Origin of the sequence: Rufibacter ruber (assembly GCF_001647275.1) — a bacterium.
In the GTDB taxonomy this organism is placed as follows: domain Bacteria; phylum Bacteroidota; class Bacteroidia; order Cytophagales; family Hymenobacteraceae; genus Nibribacter; species Nibribacter ruber_C.
This window is the reverse complement of record NZ_LRMM01000046.1, coordinates 18,830-41,010: the sequence shown is the minus strand read 5'-3', so window position 1 is coordinate 41,010 and position 22,181 is coordinate 18,830. Positions and strand designations below refer to the sequence as shown.

Sequence of the window (22,181 nt, the reverse complement as noted above, 5' to 3'; positions counted from 1 at the left end):
GCCTGTTTCATAAATACAGGCCGAAAACAGAAGGATAGCATCAAGAACCGGGTTCTATAACTGCAGCAGCCGTTGGTAATCTTCTGGCGTGTCAATATCTATTCCGCCTAGCGGAAAGGGAATTACGGCAACGTCTGCCGGGTATTGGGATAACAGTTTCTTAGCGCCTTCCTGACCGTTGAGTTGACGTAACGCCGGAAAGAAATGCTGGCTGAAAAGCACCGGCGCGCCCACCGTGCCCTGGTACGAGCAGGCTATGATGTTCTGACCTGAACATTGGAAAGCAGTAGCCATCTCCTGTAAAAGAGCGGTAGAGACAAAAGGCTGGTCGCAGAGCAGCACCAGAATTCCCTCCAGGTCTGGGGAGACAGAAAGCAGATGCGTTACCCCCGCTTTGATAGAAGAGGCCATGCCTTCCTGCCAGAGAGGGTTGTGTACCACCAGGGCATTGAAGGTAGAAATGTCTGGTAAAATAGCCGGGGCATTTGCGCCTACCACCACCACAGCCGGACCGGCTTGCAGCGCCAACGCCGCTTGCAGGGTGTGCTGGAGCAGTGTCTGGCCTTGAAACACCAGTTGCTGCTTGGCTTGCCCCAGGCGGGTAGAGGCCCCGGCGGCCAGAATGATCGTTCCCAGGAGTTGCATGACCTAGAGGGGCGTTTCAGCCAGGGGGGACGTTTGGCCGACTGCGTGAATAGGGGCTTTTTTCTCTCTGAGGAACCCACCCTGGCATTGGGAAAGCACTGCCTTGATTTCTGACAGGATGGAGAGGGCTATTTCTTCTGGGGTCTCCGCGCCCACATCCAGGCCTACCGGCCCGTAAACCTTCTTCAGGGCCTCAGGGTCAAAAAAAGAAGCCTCCTGGGTAGCCAGTTCTGACAGCATTCTCTCCATCTTTTTCTTGGGTCCTAACACCCCAACATAAGGGACCTGAAGCGGGAGCAGCTGCCTGAGCATGGCCAGGTCATAGTGGTAGTTGTGGGAAAGCAGCAGGAATACTGTGCGGGCATCTACCTCCATTTGCGGCAGTACGCCCTCTGGTTTGGAGATGAGGACCCGCTGCGCATTGGGGAAACGTGCCCGGGTGGCGTAATTGGCCCGCCCATCTACCACGGTGGTGGGCCACCCCAGCAGGTGGGCCAGGTTTACCAGCGGCATCACGTCGTTTCCGGCCCCGCAAATCACCAGGGCAGGAGCAGGCTCCAGTACTTCTACAAAAGCCGTGTACGCTTTCTCCTGGAATGCATACGAGGTATGGAGGGAGCAACCGGAGCGGAGGGCATGGCGGGCGTCTGCTTCCACCTGGGGCAGAAGGGCTTTGGGCAAGGCAGGGGTGGCCTGGGTGCCCGCCTCCTGTGCAAGAAAGCAAGTGCCAAACTGTTGCCCTTTGCGGTCCTGGAGCGAAAAGAGCGTCACCACCACTGCGGGTTTGCGTTGCTGAAGCGCCTGCTGTAGCAGCAGCACCGCCTGGTCGTTCGTACCGGGGGTAAGGGGTTCAATGAGAATATAGATGATTCCGTTGCAGCCCAACCCTACACCTAAATGCGAATCGTCATCATCCATGGTGTCATATTTCACCAGGGCTGGTACCCCCTGGGCCATGGCCAGGCGGGCTTTGCGCAGTGCGTCCCCCTCCAGGCAGCCGCCACTGATGGCCCCGGTGAGCTCGCCGTCTTCAGAGACAAGCATGCGGGCCCCCGGCCTTCGGTAAGAGGAGCCTTCTAAATAAACCACCGTGGCCAGGGCGGTCATTATACCGGCTGCCTGGTGCCGCAGGTACGCTTCTGCTATTTCTTTAATTTCTTTCATGGAAAGGGAAAGAAGCTAATGTGGGAGTGTATGGACGAAAGCACATGGGTTTAATTGGTCTTTGGTACGGCACAGAAGCTTTGGCAGACCCTGTACCGCTTGCAAAGTCTACCATGAAGATTGCCCTTTGGTGTACTTTTTTCTGGCGCTCTTGGTTTGGGCGCGTGAACAGATTTATGATAACCTACTGGCCTGAAAGAGGTTAATCTTGGTTGTCTCCTGTATTGGGCGAAATACCGGGCGGGTTGAAAAGCCCCCAGGTGTCCAGCAGATAATTCCAGGGGTCAAAGCTGTTCACCCATTCAAGAAAAAGGAGCCGGTATTCTTCAATGGCTTCACGGAGCAGGCGGAAGTAGTGCACGTCTTTAAACCCGAACATCTCCAGGCTGGTGCAGTGGGTGAGAAGGTCCCGGGCCGCCTTTCTGATGAGGGTGGCATTCTCCATGCGCAGGTCGTAGAGGTCAGAGGCCTCGGCGCCCGCCACTTTCACCGTCAGGAGGGAAGCGTCTTCCAGCATCTGCTCCATCAGGCTCACATGAATCTCCTGGTCCTCTTCAATGAGGGCTGCAATCTTCACGGTCAGCTGGAAAATCTCCCGCCCTTTCTGGTAGAGTTCCAACTGGTCTGGCAGCGAGAATTCCTCCCCGTCCTCTTCTGGTGGTAGCATAGGTTTGGGTTTTAAACAAAGAAAACAAAGTTTTGGCAGCGAAAAGGCTTTTTGCCTCTTTTCTTCCTTTTGGTGTAATCCATTACTTTGTTCCTTCTTTCAACGTTTACTCCTTCGGCTTTGCCGAAGGGAAGGTTGCCCGTGGCCTGCCGGTTGGGCTTACAGGAACCAGAAGGCCCATGGGCAAGGGTTGGAGGCCAGTGCTGTGCTGTGCTGTGCCATAAAGCAGAACCTGTAATGACGGTAGGTAACCGTAACTATGACAGGGTGTTAAGATAGGGGGAGACGGTTTCTGTTTAGGGGATGTTTTTCTGAAAACAGCCCCAAAACAGAAAATCTGACCAGCGGCATGAACGGGGCGCGGCGGTGATAAAAAGTGGCGCGGCGTAGGGATTAAGAGGGGCGGTTGCTATCTTGGGAGGTCAATGGTCCTTATTGGGGCTAAAACATGCGGATGTTTTTTTTGAGAGGAGCGGTTATGCTGGAAATTGATTTAAAGGGTAAGACGGAGGAAGACCTGGTCAGGGCGCTGCAGGCGGGTCAGCGGGAGGCGCTCAGCCTGCTGTATGACGCGTATTCGCCGGTGCTGCTGGGGCTGGTGGCCCGTATTCTGCCCACCCAGGAAGCCGCGGAGGAGGTGCTCCTGGCCTGCTTTGTGCATGTCTGGGGCAAGATCAGGGACTTCAACCCCGCTACCCACCGCCTATTGACCTGGTTGCTGGGCATTGCGCGGCAGTTGGCACTGGCAAAGAAAAATTCCACCAGGGCGTTTGCTCCCGGGCAAGATCAGAAAATGACTACTTTTGCCTCTGATAACCAACCGGACACCCGCTTTCCTTCCTTTCACGGGCTCGCTTCCCCTGAAAAAGCCGTTCTGGATCTGGTCTATCTGCAAGGATACACCTGCCCGCTGGCGGCAGAAGAGCTGGGGTTGACAGAAGAGGCGCTCAAGGTGAAACTGAGAATAGCGTTTACACAAATAAGGGCAGAGAAAACAGCATGAACCCACTAGAAGAATTTTTGCAATCGGGCATCATTGAGCTGTACGTACTAGGGGCGACCAGCCCGCAGGAGTCCCTTGATGTGGAGCAAATGGCGGCGGCATACCCGGAGGTTCGGCAGGAAATTGACCAGGTGAGCCTGGCGCTGGAGGCGTATGCCTCTGCCCATGCCGTAGAGCCTAAACACACCATAAAGCCGCTGGTCCTGGCCACGGTAGACTACATGGAGCGCATGAAACAAGGGGAGGTGCCCGCCTCGCCGCCTGAGCTTACCCCGGCGTCAACCGTGGCAGACTATGAGAAATGGCTGCAGCGGCCAGACATGACGCTCCCAGATGACGCCGAAGATATCTTTGCCAAGATCATAGGCTATACGCCCAAAGCCACCACGGCCATAGTCTGGGTCAAAGACATGACAGATTTTGAGGTGCACCATGAAGAATACGAGCGTTTCCTGATCTTAGAGGGCACCTGTGACATGGTGGCGGGCGAAGACATACACCAATTGGCGGCCGGAGATTTCTTTGCCGTTCCGTTGCATACGCCGCACATGATCAAAGTCACCTCCCAGGTTCCCTGCAAAGCCGTTCTGCAACGCATTACGGTGTAAAAAGGAAATCTGACCTGACCCGTCAGCTGTTGTTCTTCTGCCTAACCTGTGCCAGGGAAAGATAAGCTTTCACGTACCCTTTGGGGGAGCGGTGGAAGTACAAATTGCCTCAACTTTAAAATGCGTCAGAAAGGTTTTCTGGTATATTTGACGCAGCACGGGCAATTTTTCCATTCCCCAATAAGAAGGGCAGAGGCCGCTATGAAGGCAGAAACGTTGTCTACTGGGGCGTATGTTTAAATAGAACTCCATTTCCTGGCAATCTTTCCCCGCCTTCTGTTTTGGGGCTGTTTTCTGAAAAACAGCCCTAAAACAGAAGGCGTTTTGATAAGGGTCACCCCAACGAAAGCTGTGAAAGTAGGCGCATGGGGTACGTTTAGGGGCTTCTGGAGCGTTTCTTGTAAGACAGGGGCGGTAACTTATCTGCAAAGAAGATAACTTTTACCGCTTCTGGGCCTGTATAAGGGAGAAGAGAAAATAAAGGAGGAACGCGTGTCACAGCAAATCTGGAAAACCCTGGGGGTGGGCGGTCTGCTAGCCCTTACGTTGCACCTGTGTAGCCAGCGGGCTATTCAGCAAGGGGCCATGGCCACAGAAGAAACAGCTTCCTTTAGGGAGGCCACGGTGATCAGGGCGCCCAAGCTGCCCGCCCGCCTCACGTTTGCCGGCGAACCCGTGCCGCTGGAGGTGCCAGATGTGGCCGAGCGGCTGGACCGGGAACTGCTCACCAACTCGTACCTGCAAGCCACTACGCTGCTGGGGCTTAAACGCATGCAGCGCTACCTGCCCCAGATTAAGCAGCTGCTGGTTGAAAATGACGTTCCCGAAGATTTTGTGTACCTGGCCCTGGCCGAAAGCCTTTTCAGCCACGTGACCTCGCCTGCCGGGGCTTCTGGCTTTTGGCAGCTCATGCCAGACACCGCCCGCGGCTACGGCCTGCTGGTGAACGCCGAGGTGGACGAGCGCTACCACCTGGAAAAGGCTACCCGTGCCGCCTGCCGCTACCTCAAAACCGCCAAAAAGAAATTCGGGACGTGGACCAATGCTGCCGCCTCCTATAACCGCGGCATGGCGGGGCTGGATGCCGCGCTAAAACGTCAGCGGGTGGACTCGTTCTATGACCTGTTCCTCAATGACGAGACCTCCCGCTACCTTTTCCGGATTCTTGCGCTGAAGGAAATCCTGGGAAACCCGAAGAAGTACGGCTTTGATCTGCCAGAGGCGCAAGGCTACGCCCCCCATCACGTGCGTACCCTCACCGTTACCTCCACCATTCCTGATCTGCCCCAGTACGCGCTGGACCAGGGCACCAACTACAAAACCCTCAAGCTGTACAACCCCTGGATCAAAAGTTACAAACTGACCGTGACCGCCGGGAAAGAGTATGAGCTGGCCCTGCCGAAATAGAAGCCTTCTGTTTTCGGCCTGTTTTCTGAAAAACAGGCCGAAAACAGAAAATTGCTCAGGAGTATGTATTGGGTTTGCCTACCAACAGGAACAGCGGGAGGTCTTCTAGAGCGGGTCCAAAACCAAAAACTTTCCCCCGAAAAAGCATGGATGCCGGTTCTGGCTATGGCTTTCTTAGCAAGCAAGCCAAAATTTAAGCAGGCCCTTCTGTTGCGGGGCTTTAGTTCTTTTGCTTGCGCTGTTTGTTTTCCTCCCGCATACGTTTTTTCACCCCGTCATCTACGCCTCTGCCTGTGGGCATGGGTTCATGCACAGAACCAGCGGTTGGCGGCATGGGCAAGCCGTTTCTTATCTGAGATTTGTGGATGGCATTGGCAGAAATACGCTCTGTGAAGCGGGGGAAGAAGCGGTGGCTGACCCAGGAGGCTTTGGCTTTCCAGCCCACGGGCCGTTCATTCCTGCCGCGCAGCGTGGCCCGTATGGTAGCGTTCACTACTTTGCCGGGCGGGTCCATCATGACCATGCGGGGTGTTTTGCCCGTGTAGTTGGCGGCATGCCCCCAGAAAGGGGTGTCTACGGCCCAGGGCTCTACCGTTACCACCCTTATGTTTTTATGACCGTTCAGGCGCAGCTCCTGGTTGAGCGCCTGCCCCAGGTTCTTTATCCCGCCTTTGGTGGCGGCATAGGAGGCGTGGTAAGCCAGCGGGTTCACACTCTCTATGGAGCCCATGTTGATGAGCGTGCCGTAGCCTTGCGTGCGGAACTGCCGGACGGCGGCAAAGCTCCCGTAGATGATGCCTTTCAGGTTCACATCTACAATGCGCGCCTGGTCTTGCAGCGGAATCTCCCAAAACCGGCCAATGCCGCCCACGCCCGCCATGTTGATCCAGACGTCAACCTTCCCGTACTGCTGCAGGGCCAGCGCCATGAGCCGCTCCACCTGGTCTGGTTGGCTGATGTCTGTGGGCACCACCAGCGCGGTGCCACCTGCTGCCCTTATCTGCGCAGCAATCTCCTCCAGCAGATCCCCGCGGCGGGCAGCCAGCACTACGTTGGCTTTGTAGGTCCCCAGTTTTTCGGCAACGCCCCGGCCAAAGCCGCTGGAGGCACCCACAATCACCACCGTTTTACCGGCAATCTTCTTTTGGCCCGATGCCCCTAGCTCAGAGGTGGCACAGCTGCTGAGAACAAGCCCCAGCAACAGCAGGAAGAGGGCAGAGGCTTTCACCCCGGTCAGAAGAGAAGAGCCTGGTTTTTTTTCTGGGGACTTGCTTTTACAGTTTGCGGTAAAGGGTAAACCGGTGGGGCTGCTCTGTTGAGCCAGGGGCTTCGGCCTGCTGCCGGCGGGTACCGGAGCGGGTGGAAAAATAACAGTAGGGAAAGATGGCTTCATGGAGGCGTATAGTTGGGGATAGAAAGTTCAGGTGCCCTGTTCCCTCTTCTTTCACGGGTACGGTTGTAAGAAGTTATACCGGGAGACATCCGTATTTACCCTCTTTTTTTCCTGCCTTTTGGAGGGATGGGTGGGGCAGAAAGGTGGGCAGTTCTAAGATTTTTTGTTTACTTTGGACTGGGAATGGCACGTCTTGTCCTTTTCACCACCCGTTTCAACTGGCGCTGCCTCTTTTTCTGGTTAAACCTCTTTCATGGAAAAACTTATTGCCGACATCAACAATGTGGTTTGGAGTAACGCATTGATTCTTCTCTGCCTGGGCACAGGCGTTTACTTTTCTGTCAGAACCGGTTTCCTTCAGGTACGGTATTTCAGGGAAATGATCAGGCTCCTGTTTAACAATACGTCTTCGGCCACCGGCATCAGTTCCTTTCAGGCATTCTCTGTGGCCATTGCCGGGCGCGTGGGTACCGGCAACATTGCGGGCGTGGCCACCGCCATTGCCATGGGCGGACCCGGGGCGATCTTCTGGATGTGGATGATCGCCTTTCTGGGCAGTGCCTCGGCGTTCATTGAAGCCACCCTGGGGCAGATCTACAAAGAAGTAAAAGACGGGCAATACCGCGGCGGCCCAGCATTTTATATTGAGAAAGGCCTGGGCATTAAATGGTACGCGGTGATTTTTGCAGTGGCTACCATTATCAGCATGGTGTTTCTGCTGCCGGGCGTGCAGAGCAACAGCATTGCCCTGGGCATCACCAATGCGTTTCCTGTTCCGCCGGCGGTGACCGGGGGCGTGGTGACCCTGGTGCTGGGCCTCATCATTTTTGGCGGGGTGAAGCGGATAGGCAAAGTGGCCGAGGTGCTGGTGCCTTTCATGGCCGGCGCCTATATCCTGATGGCCCTGGTGATCATTGGCATGAACATTACCCAGGTGCCCGAGGTGGTGGGTCTGATCATCAGGTCGGCGTTTGATCTGGAGCCGGCGTTTGGCGGGGTCTTTGGGATGGCGGTTTCCTGGGGCGTGAAGAGAGGCATCTACTCCAATGAGGCGGGGCAGGGAACTGCTCCCCACGCCGCGGCCGCCGCTGAGGTGAGCCACCCGGTAAAGCAGGGGCTGGTACAGGCGTTCAGCGTGTATGTAGACACCTTGTTTGTGTGCACGGCCACAGCCTTTATGATCCTGTTTACCGGGCAATATAATATTGTGAACCCGGAGGGTGGTTTTCTGGTGGAGAATATGCCGGGGGTGGCCATTGGCTCTGAGTTTACCCAAAATGCGGTGAATGTCCATTTCCCGTCTTTGGGCGGTGGGTTTGTAGCCATTGCGCTGCTGCTGTTCGCGTTTACCACCATCATGGCCTACTACTACATTGCTGAAACCAACCTGAGCTACCTCATGAAGAAGGGCACCAGCAAATGGGCGCTGTGGGGGCTGCGGGCTGCTATTATGGCGGCTACGTTCTTCGGGTCTGTGAAAACCGCAGAATCTGCGTGGGCGCTGGGAGACATTGGGGTTGGCCTGATGGCTTGGCTGAACATCATTGCCATTTTGCTTCTGCAGAAACCGGCGCTACGGGCTTTAAAAGATTACCAGGCACAGAAGAAGGCCGGCAAAGATCCTGTCTATGACCCTGCCAACCTGGGCACCAAAAACGCCGAAGAATGGCAGATGGAAGAGCGGGTAGCGGTGGTATAATCTGCCGTGGGCTGAATGGAATATTTGCGTGCCAGGGCAGAGGAAACTTTCTGCCCTGGCACTTTTTTTTGACGCTGGCAAAGCGCATGAGCTCGTTTCGCCGTTGTTGCCCTGCCCCCATGAACCCGTTATGGCTTTATATGGCCTTTACCTGGCTCAAACACAACAATAGGGGAACCTCTTCTAACCACTTTTAACCACTTTCGCTTTCCACTTTAAAAGTAAAATGCGCTAAAAATGAAATCATGGAATTCCTCCCTGCAGTATTTTGTGGTGCAGAAGGCGAGGCTGTCTAACAAAGAAGCCATTGAGGCGGTTCTGGCGGGGCGGGTGTTGGTGAACGGCCAGAAGGGGAGACTGCAGCAGGTGCTCAGGCCAGAAGACGGGGTAACCCTCAACGGGCAGGTCCTGAAAGCCCCACAGGCCTTTACCTACCTGGCCTACTACAAGCCCAGGGGGGTGGAGTCAACCCTGAACCCAGAGATTGACCACAACCTGGTGCACGCGTTGAACCTGGAGGAGCGGCTGTTCCCCATTGGCAGGCTGGACAAAGAGTCTGAAGGGCTTCTGCTGCTCACCAATGATGGTCATCTGTACAAGAGCATCAGCCAGCCCCAATACCATCAGGAAAAGGAGTATCTGGTGACGGTTGACCAGCCGCTGACCCCGGAGGCCCTGGCCCGAATGGCTTCTGGGGTGGTGATTATGGAACAAATGACAAGACCGGCACGGGTACAGCAGGTGGGGGAGATGACATTTACCATTATCCTGACGCAGGGCCTCAACCGCCAGATCAGACGTATGTGTTACCAACTGGGGTATACGGTGAACCGGCTGGTGCGGACCCGCATGGTGACGGTGGAACTGGGAAACCTGCCGCAGGGAGCGTGGCGGTCACTCACGGCACCCGAAGTGGCGGAACTAACCGCCCGCGTTTCTGGCCTGTTTTCAGGAAAATAGGTCAGAAACAGAGGTCTTTCGCTCCTCCCTGGAGTAGGTTGTATGATTTGCCTATGACGGGGCAAAAGACTTAAAAAGAAACAGCATCACCCTCTTCTTGTTCCGTAGCGTTAATACACGTTTCCAAAACTGCTTCTGCTGAACCATTCTCTGCCTTTTCTCGCCGGTAATACCCTGATTTTGATTAGAGCTATCTTCTCATCTCTGGCGCAACGTCTGCTTGTGTTTTGTAAGAGAATACGCTCCCTGTTTCCGGTCTGTTTTCTGAAAAGTAGCCCAGAAACGGCGGGTCAGGCAGATATTTACCCTTTGGAATCCTCTTCCTGAAAAAAATACTCATTTGTGAACGGGTTCAACATCAGTGGTCTTGCGAGGGGAACTTGTTCAAAAATAATATAAAGTTAAATCCAGACGGCTTATATTTTTTATTAATATCCTTACATTTGGACATGATTAATTTGTGGTAGTGGTGAGCGTCTCTCTATTAAATCTCCTTGTCTATTTCGGATCTAAAAGGATTGGTACGTGAGTGGGATGATTGCCTGTTCAGAATCTAATTCCTGTCATTGATGGTCTACAGACGAATTTGTTAACTGATGCTGTAGGGGGGGCACCTAAAGGTATTTCACTTTTCAAGTTTTACTATCAAAGGCAAAAACGTCAGGTTTCTGTTGGCTGATTCTATTCCACCTCCCGGTGTTTTTATAGAAACTGTTGTTTGTCTTGGAGTTAAGTCTAAGACTTGGCACGAAATTGGTTTAGCAGTGTGAAAAAAGATCTTTGGAATGTACCACCAGTAGCGCCTGCTTGGGGCGGGGCAGCAGGAGGGCGAGTGACCAGACCTTAGTGGAAGATGAGGGCAGGTAGGGGTAGGGGCAAAGGAGTAAGGCATCACACATGAGTAGTTAAGAACCAGTAAGAGAATGAGTAGATACCAGAAGGTTTTTTTAATTGATGATGATGAACTCCATAATTTTCTATGCGAAAGCATCATCCGGAGTTACAAGTTCTCTGCCTCTGTTACCAGTTTTCTATGGGCGGAAGAGGCTTTGCAAACCCTTGCCAGCCTCTCTCAGGAGGATCCGGCCAGTTTTCCGGAGATCATCTTCCTGGACATTCACATCCCGGGAATGGACGGGTGGGAGTTTATAGAGGAATTCAAAAAGCTCCCGGGCGGGCTCATTCAGAACTGCCAGCTGTTTGTGCTGTCCTCGGCCATAGACAAGCAGAACCTTAGCCCCTCCCCGCAACAGTCAGTGGTGACTGACTATTTCTCCAAACCGTTTAGTCCAGATATCTTGAATATCATTTCTGATATGTATTCAGTGAGATAAAAGAAGTTGCTGTGGTGCTCCCCAGATTGCAAGGACGCCTGAATGCTGCTGTACTTCTGTGAACTGGTTTGTGCTTCATTTCAGAAAAACAAGTCATAAACAGGGAAAGGGAGCCTACCAGGTTTTGATAGGTTTCCATTCCCTATTAAGGCCTTCTATGCCATATCGCAGGAACTGGGCGCCTTTTTCTGAGAACTTTACGGCCAACACCACTGAGACTTTCTTCTTGACGTGGTGCCAGGTTAGCCTTTGGCTGATGTTCTCTGGCAGGTGCCATTTTCTGGTTGTATAGTTCGTCTCGTTTCTAAGGCTCACCAGGCAGGAGCTCCCATTTTCTTCCACCATTATCTGCAGCGTGAGAATGCCGCGCACCTGGGTCCGCGCTTTTTCTGGCAGGCCACTCAGCAAGGCGCTTAAGATTTCTTTGTTTGTTTGCTCAGCCATGATAGAATCTTTCTCAAGAGCAAACTGGTTAAAGGCGCATCCCTTGAATTTCTCTTCGAAAAGGTGCTGCGCAGAGCTTTTGGCACGGCAGAAGAAAAAAGAAAAGCAGCAGGAGAAGGAATGTCTTTTTAAGCATAGCAAGGTGTGTTTTTTTTAGCAATATTACTGTTGCACTCAACGCCAGTGAAGAAAGAAGCTTTTCTTAGGATAGGGTTACGTTTATTTCGGTGAGGCAGGCATTGAGCAGCGCCAGAAACTGGTTGAAATCTGCGGGATAGCTGTTAGAACCATAGCTTTTTAACTTTTAGTGTGGGGTTTGCCAATTCAGCTCCCATTGGGTACCGTCACAGACCATTTCAACATACTTCTTCTTCCATCGGCAATTTTCCAGAAACGCCACCAGGTTTAGCCACGCAGGTGCGTCTGTGATGGAGACCGTTTTTTCCTGTTCTACATATGGCCCACCTTCGCTTTCAGCGCAATGCAAATGGCCTTCCTGCAGGCGCACCTTAAAGTTGCTTCGGCCGTAGCCGCCCAAAAAGAATTCAAATGCCATCATAAAAGGTTGTTTGGTACTCTGACTAAATCAGAAACTTAAGGATCGTTTTACGCCTGTTTTTCTGAAAACAAGCCTAAAACAGGTACCGGCTCAAACTGGTATTCTAGTGTTTGAGGATTGTTTCTAAGCCTCAGTACCTGTGTTAATAGTTGCTTTCCCGTCATAAATCAGCTTTTTCCCCATTGAGCTGAGCGAGCTTGCGGTGCGTTGGAAGCAGGAAGAAAGGACTTTCAGATCATTGGTGTAGAATAAGGCTTTGGCCAGGTACTCTGTCTCCTTTTCAGACCAGGGTTCATAGGCTCTGGGGTGCGAAAGACGAGCCTGTTGAACATTTTCAGCTAAGGTTTCAGTAGGCTTTTGTATTCCTAATTCACCAATCTTCCCTTTTAACTGGTCTAGGGCTTTGGCCGATAGTTTACAAAATTTTGTTTCAGAGAAATAAGTCACCGAATCCCAGGGTTTTCCTTCTTGGGAAGGCTTGTTTACAGCTGTTGTAGGTCTAAGCTCTGGGTTGTCTTTTAGCACCTGTATCACTACCGGCTTTAGGGAGTTGTACTTGTACCGTGCTTTCAAGCAACTAAAAAATGGGGCTGTCACTTACAGGTGTGTCTAAAAAACGTCTGCTCCCCAGAAAGAACCGAGTCAGGGCACTGTAGGAAGTAGTGAGATTCGCTGCTTTCAGCACATCAATAGCGGCACTTACATCTGCCTTGGTTAACTCAACAGAGGAAGAGCCTCCTGCATCAGATTGGTTCTTCTGCACAGCTCCAAGCTGGACAGAGCCAGACAAAGACACCAAAGCCGTTTGCAAGGCCCTGATCACGTTGCGGTTATTCAAAATGGGGTGGTCTTCCAGCACTTCTCCGGTGAAGGGCGAACAACCGGCTGCCAGGGCATCAATAATGGCAATGGCCTCTTCTCTGTTCATGATGGTATGTAATGCCTAATATGAATTTATTATTTGATTTTGAGTTCTTTACCCGTTTTGGACCTGTTTTTCAGAAAACAGGCCGAAAACGGAGAAGGGGTTAATGGGATGAAGTTTTAAAACAAGGCCAGCTGGTTCTTGAGTAATTCTTTCTCTCTTTTCAACTTCTTCCCCTGCGGGGTTTCAACGGTGGCCTGGCCGTCTTGTACGCTGAGCACGGTTAACACCGCGTAGGAAGAATGGATGACTAACCCTGTCTCAGAGAGTTTCCGTTTTACTTCTAAGCGGCAGTCTATGCGGCTACCGCTTCTGAAGGAGACGGCCTTCAGGATGATGTCTCTTTTGAAGTCCTCGTCTTTCATGTAGAAATCTATGGGTTCACCGGTGGCGGCGTAAAAGCCTTTCCATTTGTAGGGACCGGGGCTGAGCACGGGCGAAATGATTTTAATCTGAGCCTGCTCATCCAGCACCGAAGGCAACTCATCTGTATCTAAAATAAACTGACCGAAGTCTTTCTTCTGGAGCACCTTGGGCTGGCCTATTTCATCATCCTGCTCATTCAATCTGGTAAAGGAGACGTGGGTTACTTTTGAATAGTGCTGTAAGGTCTTGTAGAAATTAGATGTATGCTTGACAATTTTATAGCTGTAGTTGCTGAGGGTATCTGCCGCTTTGGCCACATCTAGCGTGGCATGGGCCCGGTTAAACTCATTCACCTCCTGTTCCAGTTTCTTTATTTCAAGCCGCAGCTTCTGCTTTTGCAGTTCGTCTAGATCAGTGTCTGAATTGAGTTGGTGAGACACCACCGCGGTAATAACCCCGCTTAAAATGGAGGCCAGAATACCCGATAGAAACCGGTTTTTGGTGATAATTCTGAACTTCTCCTTTAAGCCGCCCTCTTTATAAGGTTCGGTTTCCAGCTTTATCTTAATGCCCAGAATGGCGGCTATCTCACTGGCTACGGCTATTAATTCTGCCTCGCACTTGTTCCGGACAGCGGCATCCATGGTGTGGGTGTCATCTGTGAAGAAATAATGCAGCTCTAGTTTGTGAAACAGGGAAAGCGGTGCCATGCAAGGGAGCTTTGAAATAAAGGATTTACGGGTATTGAAGATAGCGAAATGGTAGAAAACCGCCTGAAAGAAGGAAACGATGCCAGGGAAATATTTCCGTTTTAGGGCTGATTTCTGAAAAACAGGCCGAAAACGGAAAAGGCATGGGTAAACTAAAACCGAATAAAAGTTTACGCCTCCAAGACCGGTTCTTCCTGCGGTTGCAAGGCGGCGTGCACCACGGCCTGCATCAGGGCCTCAGACTGCTGGTTAGACTGCTTTAGCTGATTCTCCAGTGCCTCACACAACTGCATAAGCTGGTCAACTTTGGCGACTATGGCTTCTTGTTCGGCGAGTGGGGGAAGAGCGACAGGAGTTAATTTAATATTATCTTGAGTAATATTTACCTGACTATCAGCCATACCTGACTTTTTAGTTTCAAGATAATCACCTGAAGCACCTGTACTAAGTGTAATTGCCAAAAATCTAGAATTGAGAAAATTACCTTGAATAGGTTTAATTCTAACGGTTTTGTCAGAAAGCAATAATTTATCTCTAGTGGCAGTTACAGCACAAACAATTCCAACACGATTTCTAGGACCTGCACGTGTAATTAGAATATCTCCTGCTTTTATTTCATAAGCCAAACTTATGTGTTCATCTTTTAATACCGCCTTATTTTCTTTAGGTAAGAAATTTAAAGATTGAATAGCTGTTGTCTTAATGAAGCCAAATTCATTAGGCTCTGCTGGGCGATTATCACACTGGGGACTTTTTCCAGCATCAGTATCTTCAATTATGTTTGATAACCTACACCAAACCCAACCTTCAGGCAGTTCATAGGGCACTTCAGATTCTGCGATGGGTTCTAGCGGTTTCTCTTTCTTGATTTTCTTCTCCTTCACCAGTTGCGCTTGCTCGGCCTGAATCTGTTGCAGGAGTTGGGCGGCGGGCTGCACGGTAGGGTTTTGCTGGCGCCACGCTGTGGTGAGTTTGCCTTGCACCGCCAGTTGCAGAATGGTTTCCCGGAGCTTTTTCACGTTGGCCTCTTGGGTGAAGAGAAGCTGGAAATGCTCCTTCAGGAAAAGCCACTGCTGCTCCAGTTCGTCTGCCGGGGCGGTGGTGAGCGCCTGTAACGCGGCCTCGCCCAGTCTCTTTTGCAGCTGTATTCTTTCTAGGGTTCCTTTCTCCAGTTCCTCAATTTTCTGCATCAGCTCTTCTACCCGCACCACAATGGCTTCCTGCTCCGCTAACGGCGGAAGGGGAAGTAAGAACCTCCTTAAATCACCTAAAGAGACAAATGATTGAACAGCGCCTGTTGCCGCTTCTTTCATTCTTTGTTGCGCAAATTGAAGGTATAGAAGAAGGTAGGCTGGAATAGGAGTCTCTTTCAGGTAATATTTAAAAAGAGCAACATTTTTAATACTAAAGTTTGGCTCAATATCAACCATTACTGGATTACCAATTGAACCAATCATTGCAAAAAGAATGTCCCCTTTCTCAACTTTCGACCTTTTAGAAATTTCATCATGGTCTTCAAGCGAAATAAGTTTTACGTTTTCCAAACTTAATTTTCCTGAAGACAAGTTTTTACTAGTTACAAGAGGAACACCTTCTGTATGATACTTGGGTGTGTCATGTGTTCCATCTCTAACATCAAGACATTGTTGCAACCTACACCATACCCAATTTTCTGGTATTTCATAATAAGCATCTTTCTCAGAAATCGGCTCCAGCGGTTTATCTTCCTTAATCTTCTTCTCCTTCACCAACTGCGCCTTCTCGGCCTCAATCTTTTTGAGAAGTTCCGAGGCGGGTTCTACGTTTTGGTGTTGGTTTCGCCAGGCCTCGGTGAGTTTGCCTTGCACGGCCAGTTGCAGCACCAGCTCTTTGAGTTTGGCGGCGTTCTTGGGGTGCCCGGTGAGTTGTTCAAATTGCTCCAGTAGTACCATGCGGGCTTAGGCTAGTAAAGATTCTTCTAATGCGGTCACAATGTCTGCCTGAAGCGCCTTTACGCGTTGGGCAGTCAACTGAAGCTTTTCCAACAGGTCGGCAGGGTCACCCAAGTCGTTCTCTGGTGCGTGCGGGTTCTTGATGTCCAGGTTGTAGTTTCGGGCGGCAATGTCCTCAACAGACACGCGCCAAGCGTGCTGGTTCTCCTCGCGGTTATGCCACCAGGCTTTCTCCAGGTCAAATTCTTTGATGTGGATGGGCTTGCCTTTGTTGTAGCTTTTTTGCCCCGCCGGGTACGGGTGCTCAAAATACCACACCTCTTTGGTAGGCTGGCCCTTGGTGAAGAACAGCAGGTTGGTTTTAATGCTGGTGTACGGGTTGAACACACCGTTGGGCAGGCGCACAATGGTATGCAGGTTGCACTTGCTCAGGAGTTCTTCCTTGATGCGGGTTTTCACGCCCTCGCCAAACAGCGTGCCGTCTGGCAATACTACCGCGGCGCGGCCGATGGGCTTGAGCAGGCGCATGATGAGGGCCATGAACAGGTCGGCGGTTTCTTTGGTCTTGAACTTGGGCGGAAAATTGGCATCGGTGCCGTCTTCCTCGGTGCCGCCAAACGGTGGATTGCTCAGGATAATGTCTACCTGGTCTTTGCTTGTCCAGCTGTCATAGGGGCGCACTAGCAAGTTGTCGTGCCGTATTACGGGCACATCCATGCCATGCAGCATGAGGTTAGTGGTGGCCAGCATGTGCGGCAGAGGCTTTTTCTCTACTCCCTGAAAGCTGCTTTGCAAGGTCTGGATATCACTGGGGTTGCTCAGTTGCGCGCGCACGTGCTCAATGGCGCAAGTAAGAAAACCACCCGTTCCGCAGGCCGGGTCCAGCACAGTCTCGCCCATCTGCGGCGCGGTCATGTCTACCATAAACTGCGTGACCGCCCTGGGCGTGTAATACTCCCCAGACGAACCCGCGCTTTGCAGTTCCTTGAGTATGTTCTCATAGATGTCATTGAACAAGTGCCGGTCACTGGACGAGTTGAAGTCTATCTGGTTTATTTTGTTGATGACCTGCCTGATGAGCGTGCCGCTTTTCATGTAGTTGTAGGTGTCTTCAAACACCTGCTTCACAATCCAGCCCTGCGGGTCTGCCTTGGGCGATACCTCCAGATTCTTTAGCGTCTCAAACAGCTCATTGTTGATGAACTGCAACAGCTCCTCGCCGGTCATGCCTTCTTCATTGGCCGCCCACTGGCTCCACTGCAACCCCGCCGGAATAGGTGATTTGTAGTTCTCTATGGTCAGTTCCCATTCTTCTTCTTTGTCACTGAACACTTTTAAGAAAAGCATCCAGACCATCTGCGAAATCCGCTGCGCGTCTCCGTCCACGCCCGCATCCTGGCGCATGATGTCTCTGATGGATTTGATAATACCGGAAAGGTTACTCATTGTGTGTTTATGTAAGCGTAATCACTAGTAAAAAGCAACCCCTTAACATTTCAAGGGGTTGCTTTGGGTTTAATCATATTGAAGGGAAAGCACTAATCTGCTTTCTCGGTGATAAATTCTAGCCCAAGCAGGGCTATCTTATCTTCCTCTGACTCAAATTTAAAATTCCACCTTTTTTCCATAAAGCTAAGGAGCCTTAATCCTCGTTCTAAAATTTCCTCGTGAGTCCATTGGTCATTAAGTGACACTTCAATTTCACTGTGTGAGCCATTGTTGTACCCTTGCCTTACTTTGTTGCCACGGTCATCAAGTTTTGCCTTCTTTTTATCATCAAAAGCATCATTCTGAAGGCTGGAGTTAATACTTAAGGACAAAGGAACAAGGTTGCCCAATGTATCTATAAGTCGGGTTCTTTTAGACTTAGGGATTGGCTTTAAAACCTCCTTCCAATATTTGTTATCTGGCGTCTGTGGCAAAATATGCTCAATACTTACTCTGTCTCCTTCATTTTTTACAAAAAGGTTCCAGTCAATTTTTTGACTACCTCTTTGTTGTACTAACTCCATTTCATACTCGTACAGAAAGTATCTTAAAGCATTCCATCTATAATATCCGCCTCCATTCTGGAAGTGCTTTTCTAGATATTTTTTAAAGTATCCATAATCAAAATACGTTTCTTCTTCTTCACCATTATAAAAAGAGTACTGAATTCTAGTATCTAATAAACTGATGATATATTTTAATGTCCAATCACCATTTCTTAGATGTCTAGCTGCTTTAAAAAATTCGCTGTTCCTATAAGTTGAAGCAGCACTTTTCATTCTGAAAGCGATGAAAATAAATCTCTCAATTCCCTTAAAGAGATTTACTCTGTCTTCTGAGGAAATGGACTCGTTTAAAAATGAAGCAGTGACCAATGGGCGAAAATAGGCGATACCAATTCTATTTAGTCTATCAATCCACACTTGTTCTTGGTGTGTCAAGTCGGGATTATTAACAGGGTTGAATGAATTATACCAATGTACGGCTGCTGCTTGGAGGCTCAGTACATAATTTTCAATCTCCTTAGGTTTTAGTTTTGATACTGGTAGGGTATTTTGCACAATATCCTCTGCACTTTCATCTTCACTTTCTTCGTCTGAGTCAGTTATTAATTCATATTCCTCCAGGCTAGTGACAGGTATTTCAACTCTAGTAAATATATTTCGGGGGGTGAATTGGTCATTTAACAAGAAGTTGATGTAATCATCTCCCTTCTGACGAGAGTATTGGAAATATATAATCCAATGTGCTACCAAGAAATCATCATCATTTAGAGGATGATGTTTATTTCTGCCTAATTGATAATATACTTCTTTCCAAGCAGTGTCAATTTTTGTTCTCAAAGAGATTCTATCATCTTCTTTTAGCTCCTGCTCATCATAGAGAGTGGTAAGGTATATTAATCTGTTTTTCAACAATTCCAGATTAGATAACTTTTTACCACGGTTATTCATGGTCTCAAAAGCTACAAAAACATCAAAATCATCTTCAATTTCATAAAGATTAAACCTGAAGTTGACAGTAAGCTTTTTGAACAGTGCTACTAATCCTGCTTGTCCTTCTATATCAAAAACGCCTCTTAACTTCTGGACAAAGAACTTTTTAGCATTCTCAAGATTAAGGGTATAGAAAGTTTCGTCTACTGATTGGGTACTATTTTCATTGAATATTCTACTGCGCAAGAAGTCAAAACTAGGATTATCGCTTTCGTAGCCGAACTTATAGGTAGCAATAATATTGTGTGGAGGTTTCTTTAATAAGAGGAATGTTTCTTTTATTTCTTTTAGTGAATAAGAGCCAACATAAATATCACTTTCATGCACTTTTGAGTTATCAGGCATTGCCTGATACACATCTGCTAAAGCCTGGATAAAAATTATTGAAGTGGTAAGGCGCTGCTGACCATCAACAATATAAAATGCTTTGTAGCCTCTTTCCCGTAGTACCCACTGCTCTTCGTTCCACTTAACGGAATTGATGATTTCCTGTGGAACGCTTTTAACGGTAAGAACACCTGTATAATGGTTCTTACTATCGTTGAGATTATACAAATCATCCCAGAATGCTTTTAATTGGTCTGTTGTCCAGGCATAACCTCTTTGGTAGTCAGGAATTCTATAAAGGGTATTCGTAAATAATTCATTCAATGATTTTAAACTTGCCATAGTTATATATTATTAGAATTAAGAATTAAAAATCAATAGGTGTCATTAAGGCAATTTAAGCTGTTTTATACAGTTCCTGCTCCAATTCCTGCACCGCTTTCTCAAAGTCTGCCTTCTTCCCGAACCTTTTTACAATCTCCATGGGCGTACCTAGTTGATTGAGTGGCTTCACGTTAAGCACCGCCGTGGTTTCAATAGAACTGATGCCTTCATCGGCGTATTTCTCCAACAGCGTCTGCAGTACTTCTTTGGCACCTGCGCCGTACTTCTCAAAGTAGTTGCGTTTCTTCACTTCCTCTGCGCGCTCTTTGCGGGTGAGCGGCGGTCGGTCAAAGGCAATATGAGTAATGAGGTCAAAAGCATCCAGGTCTTTGCCAATCTCCTGTTGCAGTTCCTCAAACAACACGCCTTTCTCGGCTAATTCATTGATGATGGCTTCTTTGCGTTCGCTTTCATTCCACTTCTGTAGAAAATCATCCAGTGAAGCATATTCTAACAGCAGCTTATTGCGTGAGTAGTCTTTTAGAGACTCTGTGATTAATTTGCCGTCTGCGCCGTAGTACTGCACCCGTTCATTAGCCACCGTCACGGCTACATCATTGAGGTAGTATTTTCTAGGTTTGCCGGTGCCGGGGTCAATGATGGGCGGCGTTAGAGGAGGGGAATCCGGGTTATCTACGCCCTCTCCGGGTATAGGTTGCCCACCAGTAAACTCATCCTCTTCTCCTCCTTCTGGCGGGTTGGGAGGTACAATGGGTTCGTCTTCTTTGGGTTCATAAATGACCACGGGGTCGCCGTCAAAGTCTGGGTCAGCAAACAGGTTGGTCACCTTCCTAAAGTCCATGATGGTGAAATACACCTTTCCATCGTCTTCCCGTAAGCGGGTGCCCCGGCCAATAATTTGTTTGAACTCGGTCATGGATTGAATGCCCGCCTCCAGAGCAATCACTTTCACCATTTTGGTATCAACCCCGGTGGTGAGCAGTTTGGACGTAGTGGCAATCACGGGCTGTTCTTCAACCACAGACGAGAAGTTATACAGCTCTTTCTTGCCTATATCATCATCGCCAGTAATACGCACCACATAGTTGGGGTACTGTTTCAGCATGTCACTGTTCTCATTCACCAGTGCTTGCCGCATGCGTTCGGCGTGTTCAGTGTCCACGCAAAATACAATGGTCTTGGCCAAGCGGTTGGTGAGTTTGAGGTACTCAGAAATCTTTCTGGCCACTACCTTGGTGCGCTCATCTATGACCAGGGTGCGGTCAAAGTCTTTGGTGTTGTAGATGCGGTCTTCTACCTCATGGCCATACTTGTCTACCTTGCCTTTCTCGGGGCGGTAGCCTTCATCTACGTTCAGGCTAAGGCGCACCACTTTGTAAGGAGCCAAGAAGCCGTCTTCAATGCCTTGCTTTAAAGAGTAGGTGTAAATGGGTTCCCCGAAGTACGTGATATTAGAGGTTTCCTTCGTTTCCTTGGGCGTGGCGGTCATGCCCAGGTGCACCGCCTTGTCAAAATACGTCAGCACCTCACGCCAGGCAGATTCTTCCTTGGCGCTGCCACGGTGGCACTCATCTACCACCACCAGGTCAAAGAAGTCACGGGAGAATTGCTTGAAGACGTTTTTCTCTTCCTCTGCCCCCGTAAGGCCTTGGTAGAGCGCAAAGTAAATCTGGTATGACTTGTCCACCTCGCGGTTCTGGATCTTGGTCATAATATCTGACCCAAACGGCCGGAAGTCGCCAGTCTTGGTCTGGTCCACCAGAATGTTGCGGTCGGCCAGGTACAAAATCCGTTTTATGGTCTTAGCTTTCCAGAGTCGCCAGATAATTTGAAAAGCCGTATAGGTTTTGCCCGTACCGGTGGCCATCACCAACAAGAGGCGTTTCTCTCCTCGGGCCACGGCTTCAATGGTGCGGTTAATAGCTATCTGTTGGTAATAGCGCGGGGCTAGGCCTGTTTCGTCTTTGTGGTTTTCTTCCTTAACAATCTCTTGCTGCGGCTGGCTTAATCCTTTATGGGCCGCATAACGCTGCCAGAGTTCTTCCGGAGACGGAAAGCCACTCAAAGGTATCTCTGTCTCTACCTGCCCTTCTTCTTTAGTGGTGTCAAATTCCAGAAATGCATCACCATTGGAGCTATAGACAAACGGAATATCCAAAATAGCCGCATAGTCTTTGGCTTGCTGCATGCCCGCGCCCACAGAATGGTTATTTCCCTTTGCCTCAATGATGGCCAACAGCGTAGATTTATAAATGAGCACATAGTCGGCCCGTTTCTGTTTGCCTCTGGTGTACTTCTGCCCCCTTACAATAATTCGGCCATCGGTGAACGACCATTCTTCCCGTACCTGTTTCTGAATATCCCACCCGGCGGCTACTAAGGCCGGGGTAATGAATTTGGTACAGATGTCTCTTTCTGAGAGAGATTGCTTATTGAACATATATAGGAGGGACAGATATTTTTTCTTTAAAGTAAGTTTAATTTTTTAATTCAGGAATAATGCGCTTTTCAGCTATAGATAATAAAAAAGGAATTACTTAGTTTTTCATCTCTAGACATGAAACAACATATGGATTCTATTTAAAATCTTTTGTTTAAAAAGTAATTTTATCTTCAGTTTCAAACATGTTCTTCTAAATCAGTCTATAAACAGAAGTTACCCTCTTTAAACCACATACAAACACGTTGCGCCAGAGAGGGGAAAGACGCT

General features: G+C 49.6%; 19 protein-coding genes. 6 read left to right on the top strand and 13 right to left on the bottom strand.

What is annotated here, in order from left to right; genetic code table 11:
• Positions 1-54: 54 nt before the first annotated feature.
• The 3 genes from A8O25_RS15710 to A8O25_RS15700 form a co-directional block, all read right to left on the bottom strand.
• Positions 55-645, bottom strand: a complete 591-nt coding sequence (locus A8O25_RS15710; RefSeq protein WP_066836582.1) for a nucleotidyltransferase family protein — start codon at positions 643-645, stop codon at positions 55-57.
• Positions 646-648: 3 nt separating this feature from the next.
• Entirely contained in the window at positions 649-1,809 is a 1,161-nt protein-coding gene (locus tag A8O25_RS15705; protein ID WP_066836580.1) for an XdhC family protein, read from the bottom strand.
• A 202-nt stretch (positions 1,810-2,011) separates the two neighbouring features.
• The gene (locus A8O25_RS15700) at positions 2,012-2,476 is read right to left on the bottom strand and encodes a hypothetical protein (RefSeq protein WP_066836578.1); all 465 of its coding nucleotides are present in this window, start codon (positions 2,474-2,476) and stop codon (positions 2,012-2,014) included.
• A 448-nt stretch (positions 2,477-2,924) separates the two neighbouring features.
• Here A8O25_RS15700 and A8O25_RS15695 point away from each other — a divergent pair, with 448 nt between their 5' ends.
• The 3 genes from A8O25_RS15695 (at position 2,925) to A8O25_RS15685 (ending at position 5,494) form a co-directional block, all read left to right on the top strand.
• The gene (locus A8O25_RS15695; protein WP_082893691.1) at positions 2,925-3,479 is read left to right on the top strand and encodes an RNA polymerase sigma factor; all 555 of its coding nucleotides are present in this window, start codon (positions 2,925-2,927) and stop codon (positions 3,477-3,479) included.
• The gene (locus A8O25_RS15690; protein WP_066836574.1) at positions 3,476-4,087 is read left to right on the top strand and encodes a cupin domain-containing protein; all 612 of its coding nucleotides are present in this window, start codon (positions 3,476-3,478) and stop codon (positions 4,085-4,087) included. Before A8O25_RS15695 ends, A8O25_RS15690 begins: the two co-directional genes overlap by 4 nt.
• Before the next feature lie 492 nt (positions 4,088-4,579).
• Positions 4,580-5,494 carry a lytic transglycosylase domain-containing protein gene (locus A8O25_RS15685; protein ID WP_066836572.1) on the top strand — a complete coding sequence of 305 codons (915 nt, stop codon included), beginning with the start codon at positions 4,580-4,582 and terminating at the stop codon, positions 5,492-5,494.
• A 220-nt stretch (positions 5,495-5,714) separates the two neighbouring features.
• On the opposite strand, the gene A8O25_RS15680 is transcribed toward A8O25_RS15685, so the two are convergent.
• Positions 5,715-6,722, bottom strand: coding sequence for an SDR family NAD(P)-dependent oxidoreductase (locus A8O25_RS15680; RefSeq protein ID WP_206598699.1), 1,008 nt, complete (start codon positions 6,720-6,722; stop codon positions 5,715-5,717).
• 418 nt (positions 6,723-7,140) lie between these two features.
• On the opposite strand from A8O25_RS15680, the gene A8O25_RS15675 reads away from it, so the two are divergent.
• The 3 genes from A8O25_RS15675 to A8O25_RS15665 all read left to right on the top strand — a co-directional run bounded on the left by A8O25_RS15675 (position 7,141) and on the right by A8O25_RS15665 (position 10,880).
• Positions 7,141-8,586, top strand: coding sequence for an alanine/glycine:cation symporter family protein (locus tag A8O25_RS15675; protein WP_066836570.1), 1,446 nt, complete (start codon positions 7,141-7,143; stop codon positions 8,584-8,586).
• A gap of 237 nt (positions 8,587-8,823) precedes the next feature.
• Positions 8,824-9,546, top strand: coding sequence for a pseudouridine synthase (locus A8O25_RS15670; protein WP_066836568.1), 723 nt, complete (start codon positions 8,824-8,826; stop codon positions 9,544-9,546).
• A gap of 923 nt (positions 9,547-10,469) precedes the next feature.
• Positions 10,470-10,880, top strand: coding sequence for a response regulator (locus A8O25_RS15665; protein WP_066836566.1), 411 nt, complete (start codon positions 10,470-10,472; stop codon positions 10,878-10,880).
• 114 nt (positions 10,881-10,994) lie between these two features.
• On the opposite strand, the gene A8O25_RS15660 is transcribed toward A8O25_RS15665, so the two are convergent.
• From A8O25_RS15660 to hsdR, 9 genes are all read right to left on the bottom strand, one after another.
• Positions 10,995-11,324, bottom strand: a complete 330-nt coding sequence (locus A8O25_RS15660) for a hypothetical protein (protein ID WP_153042781.1) — start codon at positions 11,322-11,324, stop codon at positions 10,995-10,997.
• Between the two features lie 304 nt (positions 11,325-11,628).
• Positions 11,629-11,883 (bottom strand): hypothetical protein, encoded by a 255-nt coding sequence (locus tag A8O25_RS15655; protein ID WP_066836562.1) that lies wholly within the window; start codon positions 11,881-11,883, stop codon positions 11,629-11,631.
• A gap of 123 nt (positions 11,884-12,006) precedes the next feature.
• Positions 12,007-12,408 carry a hypothetical protein gene (locus A8O25_RS15650; protein ID WP_153042780.1) on the bottom strand — a complete coding sequence of 134 codons (402 nt, stop codon included), beginning with the start codon at positions 12,406-12,408 and terminating at the stop codon, positions 12,007-12,009.
• Between the two features lie 52 nt (positions 12,409-12,460).
• Positions 12,461-12,811, bottom strand: coding sequence for a hypothetical protein (locus A8O25_RS15645; protein ID WP_066836558.1), 351 nt, complete (start codon positions 12,809-12,811; stop codon positions 12,461-12,463).
• Positions 12,812-12,927: 116 nt separating this feature from the next.
• Complete coding sequence (locus A8O25_RS15640) at positions 12,928-13,884, bottom strand: hypothetical protein (protein ID WP_066836556.1); 957 nt, start codon at positions 13,882-13,884, stop codon at positions 12,928-12,930.
• A gap of 170 nt (positions 13,885-14,054) precedes the next feature.
• Positions 14,055-15,815 carry a restriction endonuclease subunit S gene (locus A8O25_RS15635; RefSeq protein WP_066836554.1) on the bottom strand — a complete coding sequence of 587 codons (1,761 nt, stop codon included), beginning with the start codon at positions 15,813-15,815 and terminating at the stop codon, positions 14,055-14,057.
• Between the two features lie 6 nt (positions 15,816-15,821).
• Positions 15,822-17,261 carry a type I restriction-modification system subunit M gene (locus A8O25_RS15630; protein WP_066836552.1) on the bottom strand — a complete coding sequence of 480 codons (1,440 nt, stop codon included), beginning with the start codon at positions 17,259-17,261 and terminating at the stop codon, positions 15,822-15,824.
• A gap of 92 nt (positions 17,262-17,353) precedes the next feature.
• The gene (locus tag A8O25_RS15625; protein ID WP_066836550.1) at positions 17,354-19,468 is read right to left on the bottom strand and encodes a DUF262 domain-containing protein; all 2,115 of its coding nucleotides are present in this window, start codon (positions 19,466-19,468) and stop codon (positions 17,354-17,356) included.
• Between the two features lie 55 nt (positions 19,469-19,523).
• Entirely contained in the window at positions 19,524-21,911 is a 2,388-nt protein-coding gene (gene hsdR, locus A8O25_RS15620) for an EcoAI/FtnUII family type I restriction enzme subunit R (RefSeq protein WP_066836548.1), read from the bottom strand.
• Positions 21,912-22,181: the final 270 nt, after the last annotated feature.